The sequence below is a fragment of the Pseudomonas sp. B21-054 genome, from assembly GCF_026016345.1.
Taxonomy (GTDB): Bacteria; Pseudomonadota; Gammaproteobacteria; order Pseudomonadales; family Pseudomonadaceae; genus Aquipseudomonas.
Map to the genome: position 1 here is coordinate 6,045,621 of NZ_CP087204.1, position 11,055 is coordinate 6,056,675.

At 61.5% G+C, this 11,055-nt stretch carries 8 protein-coding genes and 2 pseudogenes; all 10 read right to left on the reverse strand.

The window, feature by feature from the left end:
* Positions 1-226 precede the first annotated feature (226 nt).
* Positions 227-1,501, reverse strand: a complete 1,275-nt coding sequence (locus LOY70_RS26255; RefSeq protein ID WP_265030844.1) for a glycoside hydrolase family 68 protein — start codon at positions 1,499-1,501, stop codon at positions 227-229.
* A 475-nt stretch (positions 1,502-1,976) separates the two neighbouring features.
* Positions 1,977-3,389: an aldehyde dehydrogenase family protein gene (locus LOY70_RS26260; protein WP_265030846.1), complete on the reverse strand. Its 1,413-nt coding sequence runs from the start codon at positions 3,387-3,389 to the stop codon at positions 1,977-1,979.
* A 5-nt stretch (positions 3,390-3,394) separates the two neighbouring features.
* Positions 3,395-4,444 (reverse strand): homoserine dehydrogenase, encoded by a 1,050-nt coding sequence (locus tag LOY70_RS26265; protein ID WP_265030848.1) that lies wholly within the window; start codon positions 4,442-4,444, stop codon positions 3,395-3,397.
* 460 nt (positions 4,445-4,904) lie between these two features.
* Entirely contained in the window at positions 4,905-5,342 is a 438-nt protein-coding gene (locus LOY70_RS26270; protein WP_025215687.1) for an Lrp/AsnC family transcriptional regulator, read from the reverse strand.
* 9 nt (positions 5,343-5,351) lie between these two features.
* On the reverse strand, positions 5,352-6,731 hold the full coding sequence (gene thrC / locus LOY70_RS26275; protein ID WP_265030850.1) for a threonine synthase: 1,380 nt from the start codon (positions 6,729-6,731) through the stop codon (positions 5,352-5,354).
* A gap of 16 nt (positions 6,732-6,747) precedes the next feature.
* On the reverse strand, positions 6,748-7,638 hold the full coding sequence (locus LOY70_RS26280; protein WP_265030852.1) for a LysR substrate-binding domain-containing protein: 891 nt from the start codon (positions 7,636-7,638) through the stop codon (positions 6,748-6,750).
* A 57-nt stretch (positions 7,639-7,695) separates the two neighbouring features.
* On the reverse strand, positions 7,696-9,126 hold the full coding sequence (locus LOY70_RS26285) for an amino acid permease (protein ID WP_265030854.1): 1,431 nt from the start codon (positions 9,124-9,126) through the stop codon (positions 7,696-7,698).
* Positions 9,127-9,280: 154 nt separating this feature from the next.
* On the reverse strand, positions 9,281-9,847 hold the full coding sequence (locus LOY70_RS30305; protein WP_413776619.1) for a PLP-dependent transferase: 567 nt from the start codon (positions 9,845-9,847) through the stop codon (positions 9,281-9,283).
* 106 nt (positions 9,848-9,953) lie between these two features.
* Positions 9,954-10,106, reverse strand: a pseudogene (locus tag LOY70_RS30310) (PLP-dependent transferase); the annotation flags it as partial.
* A gap of 7 nt (positions 10,107-10,113) precedes the next feature.
* Positions 10,114-10,554: pseudogene (locus LOY70_RS30315) on the reverse strand (PLP-dependent transferase); the annotation flags it as partial.
* Positions 10,555-11,055 lie beyond the last annotated feature (501 nt).

Below are 11,055 nucleotides of genomic sequence, written 5' to 3' on the forward strand. Positions count from 1 at the left end.
ATCGCGAGCAAGCTCGCTCCCACAGAGGCGCTTGTGTACATACGTCGCAGGGAAATGCATTCGCGACTGGCTGCATCCTTGCAGCCAATCGCGAAGAAGGTTACGACTCGTTGTTCAATGGGGCTTGCGACCAACATCGCAATAAATCAGACGGGATATCTCGATCATATCCACAACGGTTTTGTCATCGACCTCAAACCCGCCGCCTGAAACCCCTGTACTGCTATTACTTGAGTGTGACATCGAGCATCGGCGGGATGTACCCGTAGTCGTACTCAGCCACCACAAACGTCTGCTGCCCTTTTATTTTCATGCCCACCGTGGGGGCCTCGGTGCCACCTACACGAATCTGCGTGCCGGTTTCGTCGGTCGGTACGCTGTCGATAAAGGAGGTCACCAGGCCGTTTGGCATTACATAGTGCGAGTAGGTCTGGAATGGCTGGGAGGACGGGTTGCCCAGCACCAGGCCGGAACCGTTGAGCGGCACGTAGGGGCCGAACAGCGAGTCCGCGACAAAACCGTACACGCCGTCCGGCCCGGTCACGCCGTCGCCATAGGTGAAAGTGTGGCTGATCGTGAACAGGTAGTATTTGCCATCCTGGAACACGAAGTGCGGGCGTTCGGTCTGGTCGTTGACGCCCACGGCCGTCAGCAGGGGCGGCAACATTTCCCAGTCGTCGCCGTCCGCGTCGCGGGCCACGGCGATGCCTACACAGGCGGTCTGGTAGCGCGAGTTGCCGACATCTTCATAGCCCGGTGGCACATCACCGATTTCGGCCTCGCCCACTTTGTGCGAGCCGCGCTCGCCGGCCACGTTACCCTCGAACAGCATGTACAGCTTGCCGTCGTTCGGGTCGCGGAATGGCCATGGGTCACGAAAACCCCAGAAGGCGTTTTGGGCTTCGGTCTGGTACATCTTGCCGTCGGCCTCGAACAGCGGCTTGACCTTCTCGAAGCCGACCATGCTGACACCGTGTTCAGTGGTCACGACCCGACCGCGCACCTTGACGATGGTCGCGCCTGGGGTGACGGCGGTGTAATACAGGTCCACTTCACCTCGGTCGTTCAACAGGATCGGCGTGCCGGCCCATTCGCGAGCGGTCGGCGAAACCCCTTCGGCCATCACACGGCCACCGAATTCCCAGTTCTTGCCGGTACGGGAAAACCAGTAGTACATCTTTGCCCGACCGTGACGATCGTTCCAATCGCGGAGGATGTCGTAGTTACCGTCCTCGTCGAGGTACTGCGGGTCGTTTGGATGACGATCGGCCGTCAGGGTGAAGATCACCGACCAGCCATCGACGGACGTTACGTTACCGTCCAAGTCGCGTAGGGGCATGGTGTCCCAGATGAACACGTCGTTGTTCAATACCGGGAAATCCGCGCTGACCAGCGGCTGAGTGGTGGTGGGATCGTCCGCCCGGACTTTCAGCGCATCAGCGCGGGTCCAGAGGCTGGGTTGATGGGGGGTGACACCGAATTTTTCAGTGTTGGTTTTCATAAGGTAATACCTCGTCCATGAATGGATTCAAATAAATGATGCTTTAGAAATACTGGATGCGCATACAGTGAAACCACCTTATAGAGGTGCACCGCTGCGGGTCAAGAAAAAAATGCATTTGTGCATATTTTGGTTTTTTCTTGGGGCTGATACGTTTCAGCTTTGAGCGTTTGCAGAAGTTTGTTCTCGGGGAGATCGACGACGTTGCCGGCACGCTCGCTGCTCTGAGCCGCTACTCAGTGGAAAGCTCGCGTAACTGGCAACAGGCGGAAGTAGTGCATAGAGGGATTGGTCAACTGAGCTTGGGTGTCGTGCGCAAAGCTCAACAAGGCGGGGAGTCAGCGGTTCTGATGGTGACGGGTGTATCGCTATCGCGAGCAAGCTCGCTCCCACAGGGTATGCGGTGGCTGTGTGGTTTGTGCAGAAAAGCATCAGGCAGGTGACCAAACCTGCCCGATGCCAACGACCTGACCTGTTACCCCAACGTATTCAAACAAACCACCTTCGGCTGGGTCATTTCCTCATACGCAAACCGCACCCCTTCCCTGCCCAGACTGCCGTACTTGGAGCCCCCGAACGGCATCGCATCGAAACGAAAATCCGAAGAGTCGTTGATCATCACGCCGCCCGCCTCGATCCGCCGCGCAGCGCTCATCGCCGTTGCCAAGTCGTTGGTAAAGATCCCTGCATGCAAGCTGTATTCAGGTTCGTTAGCCAACTCCACCGCCTCATCAAACGCGTCGAACGGCTGCAACACCACCACCGGCGCAAAGACCTCGTTGCGCCATAGCCGGCTGGCATGGTCGACGTTTTCCAATACGGTCGCGGCATAGCAGGCGCCTTGGCGGCGGTGGCCGCAGAGTAAGGTGGCGCCTTCTTGCAGGGCTTCGTTCACCACGTGCTCGGCGTTTTGCGCGGCTTGGTGGGTGATCATCGGGCCGATGTCGGTGGTGGCGAGCAGTGGGTTGCCGACGACGAGGGCTTGGGCCTTTTGGACGAAGCGTTCGCGGAAGGCGGCGTAGATCGGTGCCTGGATGAGCAGGCGTTGGGTGCCGATGCAGTTTTGCCCGGCGGCCCAGAAGGCGCCGGAGATGCAGCTGTCGACGGCGGCGTCGAGGTTGCAGTCGGCCATGACGATGACCGGGGCATTGCCACCGAGGTCCATGGCGAGTTTTTTCAGGCCGGCGGTGCGGGCGATTTGTTCGCCGGTGACGAAGCCGCCGGTGAAGGAGATCATGCGCACGTCGCGGGCGGCGACCAGGGCTTTGCCGAGTTCGGCGCCGCCGGTGGCGACGGTGACCACGGATTCGGGCAGGCCGGCCTCGACCAGGCAGGCGACCAGTTTGAGCGCCGACAATGGGGTCAGCTCGGACGGTTTGAGGATCACCGCGTTGCCGCCGGCAATGGCCGGGCCGAGTTTGTGGGCCACCAGGTTCAGCGGGTCGTTGTAGGGGGTGATCGCGACGATCAGGCCCAGGGGCTCGCGGGTGAACCAGCCCTGGCGCGATTCGGCGCCTTCGTAGGCGTCGAACGGCACCACTTCGCCGGCGTTGCGTCGGGCTTCTTCGGCGGAGAGCTTGAGGGTGTTGATGCAGCGTTTGACTTCTTTTTCCGCCTGTTTGAGGGTTTTGCCGGCTTCGTCGACGATCAGCCGGGCGAAGGCTCGGGCGTCGCGTTGGATGTTCGCGGCGGCCTGTTCGAGGAGGCTGGCGCGGCGATGACGGGGCAGCGCGGCGCAGGCTCGGGCACCGCTGCGCCCGGTCTCCAGCAGTTGCGGCACTTGCGTGGCGCAGACATCGGCCACGGTTCCGACGACGGTGCCATCGAACGGGTTGAGGACTTCGATTTGCGGCTCGGTCACTGCCAGGGCCAGACGGGAGACGTTCATGGGCTTTACTCCTGGTTGCGGGCAGCGGATTGGTGGATTTGGATGATGTCCGACAGCAGCGCGAAGGCGGTTTCGGTGCGGCCTGCGCCCGGGCCCGAGACGGTGACGGCGCCGAGCAGTTCGGAGGTGAACGACACCGCATTGGTGGCGCCGCTGACGCTGGCCAGTGGGTGGTCGTTGCTCAGCAGGCGCGGTTCGACGCGGGCGCTGATGGAGCCGTCGGCGTTGCGGGTGGCGGTGCCGATGAGTTTCCAGCGGGCGCCGTCCTGGCGGGCTTTTTCGATGTCTTCCAGGCCCAGGGCGGAGATGCCGCTGCAGGCGACGTCGTTGACGGTGAGCTTGGCGTCCAGCAGTTCGTTGGCGAGGATGACGACCTTGAGGCGTACGTCATGGCCTTCGATGTCCGCGGTTGGGTCGGCTTCGGCGTAGCCCAATTCCTGGGCCTTTTTGACCGCTTCGGCAAACCCCAGGCCGCCTTCCATGCAGGTGAGGACGAAGTTGGAGGTGCCGTTGAGGATGCCTTCGAAACCGCTGATCGAGCTACCGGCGAGGGATTGTTTGGCGAGGCGAATCACGGGGGTGCCGCTCATGACCGAGCCTTCGTATTCGAAGGCGACGTTGTTGCGCTGGGCCAGGGCTTTGAGTTCGGCGCCGTGCAGGGCGATGGGGCCTTTGTTGGTGGTGACCACGTGCTTGCCGCGCGCCAGGGCCCAGCGGCAGAACGAGGTGGCGGGCTCGCCGTCCACCGGGTTGGTGAAGGTGGCTTCGGCGATGATGTCGGCGCCGCTGTCTTTGATCACGGCTTCGTTGAGGGCTTCGGCGGTGCCGGTTGGCCATTGGGCGAAGGCGCCTTTGGTCGCTGGGAGTTTGGCGAGCAGTGCAGCGTCGAGGCCTTCGCGGCCGATGATCGAACCGAGGAACAGGTCGGTCACGCCGACGATTTTCAGGGTGAAGCCGAGTTCGGTTTTCCAGCGGTGGTTGCGCTCGGCAATCAGTTGAGCCAATGCCCGGTTCACACCGCCGAAGCCAACCAGCGCGAGTTTGTATTCAGTCATTTTTGTTGTGTCCCTTGATCCGGGTGATGAGGTTGTTGGGATCTAGGTTAGGGGGGTGGGGTGGGCAGTGAAATATGCCAATTTGCTCTATTTTTTGGGCGATTTGACCAGGGGTTGGGCGAGGTGTCAGGTGTGGGGGGTTATCTGTGGCGAGGGGATTTATCCCCGTTGGGCTGCGAAGCAGCCCCGAAACCATCCGGCACGGAGTGTCAGGTTGATTGAGTTCTACCTGTTTGGGGCTGCTGCGCAGCCCAGCGGGGATAAATCCCCTCGCCACAGGGTTTGTGGCTGGCAGGGGCTTCGTTTGAACGCATGCTGACCCCTGGCCGGGCACAGAACCCTGTGGGAGCGAGCTTGCTCGCGATGGGGCCAGGGCAGGCGACATTGATGTTGACTGGTCTACCGCTATCGCGAGCAAGCTCGCTCCCACAGGGGGTCATTGTTTGGGGGGAGAGCTTGGCTAGACGACGGATGACAACACGAACGAAGTCACGGTGTTCTCCACCCCGGGCAACGCGGATATTTCTTTCCAGACTTTGTGCACCCGCTCCGGGTTCGCCGCGCCCACCCGCAGCATCAAATCGAACTCGCCGCTCATCACGTCGCACTGGAGCACTTCCGGCATGGCGCGCAGGGCCTGGAGCACTTCGGCGCCGCGCATGCGGTCGTAGCGGTAGACGAAGATCACGGCGTTGATGTTCGACGACGCGTGCGCGCCCTCCCCGGTGCGCACGGTGTAACCCTGGATCGCGCCGTCGCGTTCGAGGCGTTCGATGCGTTGGCGTACGGCGTTGCGGGACAGGTTGACCTTGGCCGCCAGTTCGGCGTGGGCGGCGCGGGCGTTGAGGCGCAGTTCGGCGATGATGCGTTCGTCGAGGGGGTCGAGGATTCGCTTCATGGGGCCTCCTTACAACGCGCCGAGCAGTTGATGGAGAGCACTGAGGTCGTCCGGCTGGATGCGATGGATCTGTGCCGGGCCATGCTCGGAAATTGGAGGCTGTTGCGCCGCAATGGTGATCCCTAGTTCGCCGAGCAGCGCCGCCGATTTGGCCGCGGAAATTTCCCCCAAGGTCACCATCGGCGCCACCAGGCTGCGCCGGTACAAGCGCGCCGCGAGCACGCCAGTGGCGGTGTGGGGGTCGATGACGTAGCCGGTGTCGCGGTACAGCGAGGTGATTTCTTCCAGGGTCTGTTCATCGCTGACCGCGTAAGAGTCGATGATCATCCGCGCCTGCAACCAGAACTCGTTGGCGAGGGTCATCTCGCCGCTGCTTTCGAACGTGGCCATCAGCGCGCTCACCGCCTGGTCGTCATGCCCGTAGAGCTCCCAGAGAAACCGCTCCAGGTTGGAGAAGATCGACAGGTCCATGGCCGGCGACAGGGTCTTGTTGGCGCGCAAGCGGGAGTAGTGATTCTTGAGGAACAACTGATGCAGGGCGTCATTCTGGTTAGTCGCCACGATCATCTGCGTGATGGGCAAGCCCATCTTCTGCGCAATGTAGCCGGCATAGACCTCGGCGAAACTCGCCGCCGGCACGCTGAAACCAATGGGGCGCTGACCGCCGCCCAGTTGCAGCACGGCATGGAAATAAAACACCAGTTGCGCCAACACGCCGACCCAGTTGCTGGAGTTGAAACTGATCGCCTCGTGCCCGGCGTACGGCCAGTGCCGGAACAGTCGGCTGACGAGGGTCTGGCATTCGTCGAAGCTGCCGTTGACGGCGAACTGATGAACCCTGGGATGGGCCGACGCTTGCAGGTGCTGGAGTTGTTCGTGGGGTACACCGGCCTCGGGGTAGATCACCACCACGACTGTTTCTTCGCAGTGTTTGAAGGCTTCGATGGCCGCCAGCCCGGTGTCGCCGTTGGTGGCGCCGATCACCACGGCGCGACGCTGGTTTTTCTGCAGGAAATATTGCACCAGTCGCGCCTGCAACTGGGCGGCGAAGTCTTTCGAGGAACGGGTCGGACCGTGGAACAGTTCCAGCACCCATTCGTTGCGATCCACTTGATGCAGCGGCGCCAGGGAGCGATGGCTGAAGTGGCGACCCGCGTCCTTGAGCAGACGCTTGAAATCGTCCTCGGCAATCGCCTCGCCCACGAACGGGCTCATTACTCGGTAGGCCAGTTCGTCATAGGACAGGGTCGACCAGTTGGCGATTTCCTGGGGTTCGAACAACGGCAGTTCGAGGGGCACGAACAGCCCGCCGTCCTCGGCCACGCCCGACAACACGACCTTTTCGAAATCGACCTGCACGGCCGAATTTCGGGTACTCACATAGCGCATGGTTGGCTCCGGCCAATTATTTGAAACGATGTGCCTGCTCGACCAGCCAGGTGGCAAACATGACCGCGTCGGGGTGTTGCTCGGTGCCAGAACCGCGGACGAGGTAGAACGATTCGCTGGCTTCGATGCGCTGGGCGAACGGTTCGACCAGGCGCCCATCCGCCAGCAGGTCAGCCACCATCGACGAGCGCGCCAGGGCGATCCCCTGCCCCAGCTCCGCCATGCGCAAGGTGCACACCAGCGTGTCGAACTGCATGCCCGTCGAAGAATCGACGCTGTCCGCGCCGACCATGTTCAGCCAATAACCCCAACCCTCTTCGTAGCCCAGGACGTGGAGCAGCGGATGCTTTGCCACGTCCGCCGGCGCCTTCAGTGGCGAACTCGCCATCAGGGCTGGCGAGCAGACCGGGAACAAGCTGTCCCAGGTCAGTCGCTGTGACACCAGGCCAGGCCATTGACCGTGGCCCCAGCGAATTTCCATGTCATCTTCGCCGTCCAGTTCCTTGACCCAAATGTTGCTGATGTAGCGGATGTCGACCTGGGGATGGGCCTGACGAAAATCCACCAGCTTGGGTGCGAGCCAGTGCACGAAAAACGCCAGGCTGCCGCGCACCTTGATCGGCCGGCGCTTGTGCTGACCAAAGATCTCGTTGGTGCCCACCGCCAGTCGCGTGATTGCGTCCTGCACCACCGGCAGGTAGGCCTGGCCTTCCTCGGTCAAGCCCAGGCCACGGGGCAAACGCTTGAACAGTGCCACCCCCAGGTGACTTTCCAACTGGCGAATCTGCTGACTGACCGCGCCCTGGGTCAAGCACAACTCTTCGGCAGCATGGGTGAAGTTCAGGCAGCGGGCGGACACCTCGAAGGCCCGCAGCCAGTTCAGTGGGGGTAATGGTTTTTGCTTCATGGTGTTGACCTCATTGACACCCCTTCCACCGAGCGCACTGGCCAGCTTCAGCGCTGGTTAGAACGCATCGGACGGCTGTGCCATGGAGGCCACCGACAAGCGTTGCTCGCGGCTTTTGCGGGTAATGAAGTACACGAAATAGCACCAGGCGATGAATGGCAAGCCAAAGTACAGCGCCACTCGCTGTTCCGGGTCGAAGGCAATCCCGACGCAGGCCAGGCTGCAGCAAATCAACGCCCCCAGCGGCACCCACGGATAACCACGAACGCGGAACTTGAGGTCGCGCACATCGCCGCCATGGGCGACATAGTGCCGGCGGAAGGCAATCTGGCTGGCGGCAATGCTCATCCACACCACCACCACGGCCAGGCCGGAGATCGACACCAGCGCCAGGTAGATGGTGTCGGCGGCGAACACGCTGCTGAGCAACGAGGCGGCGCCACCGGCCATGCTGACGATAATCGCGTTGAGCGGTGTGCCCATGCGGGTCAGCGCTGAGAATTGCTTGGGCAGGTGACCTTGGTCGCTGAGGGTCCAGAGCATCCGCGAGGCGGCGTACAAACCGGAGTTAGCGGCCGAGAGCAAGGCACTGATGATCACGAAGTTCATGATGTCCGCCGAGTACGGAATGCCGATGTAGGTGAACACGGTGACGAACGGGCTCTCGACAATCCCGGCCTGCTCACGGGGCAACAGGGTCGCGAGGACGAAAATGGTCCCGACAAAAAAGATCGCCAGGCGCAGCACCGTGGTGCGAATGGCCCGTGGCACATTGCGTTGCGGGTCTTTGGTTTCACCGGCGGCGATGCCGATCAGTTCAGTGCCGGAGAAGGCAAACGAGACCGCCAGCAGCGTCATGGCAATCGGCATGAACCCGGTGGGGAACAAGCCTTCGCGGGTGAAGTTGCTCAGGCCGATGCTGTGGGCCTGGTCGATGTGCAGCAATCCAAGGATGGCGCCACCGCCGATCAGCAGGAACACCACCACGGTCAACACTTTGACCAGCGACAACCAGAACTCGGTCTCGGCGAACAAGCGCACCGAGACCACGTTGGTCAGGAACACCAAGCCGGCGAACAACGCACTCCAGATCCATACGGGCGTGTCCGGGAACCAGCGCGTCATCAAGATACCGGCGGCGGTAAATTCCGAGCCGATCGCCACGGTCCAGGTCAGCCAATACAACCACGCTACGGTGTAGCCGGTGCCCGGGCCGAGGAAACGCGTGGCGTAGGTGCTGAACGAACCGGTTTCGGGCATCTGCACCGCCAGTTCACCCAGGCACATCATCACCATGTACACCATGAGTGCGCCGATGATGTAGGCAATCACCGCCCCCAAGGGGCCGGCCTGGTTAACGGTGTAGCCGGACGTGAGGAACAGCCCGGTACCAATCACGCCACCCAGTGCAAGCATGACGATGTGCCGCGTTTGCATTTCCTGTTTGAAGCCGGCACGCGTGTTGAGTTGTTGTTCTTTTATGGACATGGTAGTTGTTCTCATGAAAGTTGTTAGGGCGCGTCTTTACGTCTGCGCTGAATAACCAGGCAGAGTCAAAACGGGTCGCCGCTACGCTTTATTATTATTCCTATTCATGAACGCCCCACTGACCGCCTTGTCGTGGGGTATTAACGTTAAAACTTCAACTGGCTGTTTCGGTGCACGCTTGATTGGTTGAGGTTGTCTGCGGCAGTTCATCCCGCAGCTTTTTGACAAAGGCGAACGCCTGCTTCAGGTCGTCGACAAGATCGTCGGTGTCTTCGATGCCCACGGACACCCGCACCAGCCCTTCGGAGATGCCCAGGGCCAGGCGCTCTTCCAAGGTGTTTTTCGACGTGGCTGGTGGTGCGTGCCGGGCCGTAGATGGTTTCCACCGCACCGAGATTGCCGGCGCAATGGGCGAAGCGCAGGCGCGGCAAAAAGCAACTTGACCGTGTCCATGCCGCCGATCAGGACAAAGCTGACAATGGCGCCGAAACCGGACATCTGTGCGCAGGCCACCGCGTGGTTTCGGGTGGCTGGGCAAGCCGGGGTAATTGACCGACTCCACCAGCGGTTCGGTGCAGAGGAACTCCGCCAGGGCCCGGGCGCTGGATTGCTGCTGACGCATGCGCAGCACCAGGGTCTTCATGCCACGGATGATCATGTAGGCCGAGAACGGGTCGAGCGTCGCGCCGTTGATTTCCCGGTAGTGGCGAACCTTGGTCATCAATGCTTCGCTGCCGCAGACCAGACCGCCGAGTACATCGCCATGGCCCACTGAGGAATTTGGTCGCGCTGTGGATCACCACGTCCACGCCCAGGGCCAGCGGGGTCTGATTCAGCGGTGTGGCGAAAGTGTTGTCCGCCACCACCACGGCGCCGACGCGCTTGGCCGCCGCGACCAGGCGCGGGATATCGAGGATTTTCAGGGTCGGGTTGGTGGGGCGTTTCCAGGTACAGCAACTGGCAGCCCTTGGCGATTTCACGCTCGATTTCTTCGTGGTCGAAGGTCTCGCATAAGGTCACGTCCACGCCCATGCGCGGCAGGAACTCTTCGAAAATCTTGTTGGTGCCGCCGTAGCTGTCCTTGGTCGAGACCACCCGGTCGCCATGAGAAAGAAAGGTGTAGAGCACGCTGCTGATCGACGCCATGCCGCTGCTGAACGCCACGGCGGACTCGGCCATTTCCAGCTCGCAAATCTTGGCTTCAAGGGTCTCGACGGTGGGGTTGCTCATGCGGCTGTAGATAAAGCCCGGGGCCTTGCCCAGGGCGACGTCGTACCAGACGTCGATGTCGTCATAACCGTAGGCGGCGCTGACCACGATGGGGGTTTGCGTGGCGTTGTAGGGGTGCCTGACTTGCTCCCCACCCCAAACCGCCCGGGTTCCCGCTCCCGCGTTATCAAGCCCTGCGCTGTCAGGTTTATTGTTCATTCGGACTACTCGCACTGAGGGGGCAGACGTTGAGCCATCCGCCGGATCTGGGGGCCAATATAGGGAAAAGCGGCGAGGTCGAGAAACGATGTTATTGGTGCCAAAGGGGTGGTTTTTTTTAATGGCTGGGGGTGAGTAACGGCCAGCGAATCACCGATAAACCTGTGGGAGCGAGCTTGCTCGCGATGGCGGTGGATCAGCTGCCATTGATGTGACTGACACTCCGCTATCGCGAGCAAGCTCGCTCCCACAAGGGGTTCGGCGCATGCCTAGCGCGCCGGACGAATTAAGGATTTGCCCTACACCAACCGCTTCTTTTCCTGACTTATTTCCCCAGCCGCCTGCGGCAAAGTCTCCCGCCTCCCCCTAGGCCGCGAGAGGCCTCGACAAAATCCTTGCCTTGGGCAGCGCCATTGGTTCATTGACGGCGGCGGCCATGAGCCAGAAGCGGGCGGATGTGGAGGCGATGCTGCGGATTTACGGGGCTGCCTGAACGATTAC

Coding starts and splice junctions, on each gene's coding strand:
- LOY70_RS26255 (WP_265030844.1), bottom strand. CDS start 1,501: ATGAAAACCAACACTGAAAAATTCGGTGTCACCCCCCATCAACCCAGC.
- LOY70_RS26260 (WP_265030846.1), bottom strand. CDS start 3,389: ATGAACGTCTCCCGTCTGGCCCTGGCAGTGACCGAGCCGCAAATCGAA.
- LOY70_RS26265 (WP_265030848.1), bottom strand. CDS start 4,444: ATGACTGAATACAAACTCGCGCTGGTTGGCTTCGGCGGTGTGAACCGG.
- LOY70_RS26270 (WP_025215687.1), bottom strand. CDS start 5,342: ATGAAGCGAATCCTCGACCCCCTCGACGAACGCATCATCGCCGAACTG.
- thrC (WP_265030850.1), bottom strand. CDS start 6,731: ATGCGCTATGTGAGTACCCGAAATTCGGCCGTGCAGGTCGATTTCGAA.
- LOY70_RS26280 (WP_265030852.1), bottom strand. CDS start 7,638: ATGAAGCAAAAACCATTACCCCCACTGAACTGGCTGCGGGCCTTCGAG.
- LOY70_RS26285 (WP_265030854.1), bottom strand. CDS start 9,126: ATGTCCATAAAAGAACAACAACTCAACACGCGTGCCGGCTTCAAACAG.
- LOY70_RS30305 (WP_413776619.1), bottom strand. CDS start 9,847: ATGACCAAGGTTCGCCACTACCGGGAAATCAACGGCGCGACGCTCGAC.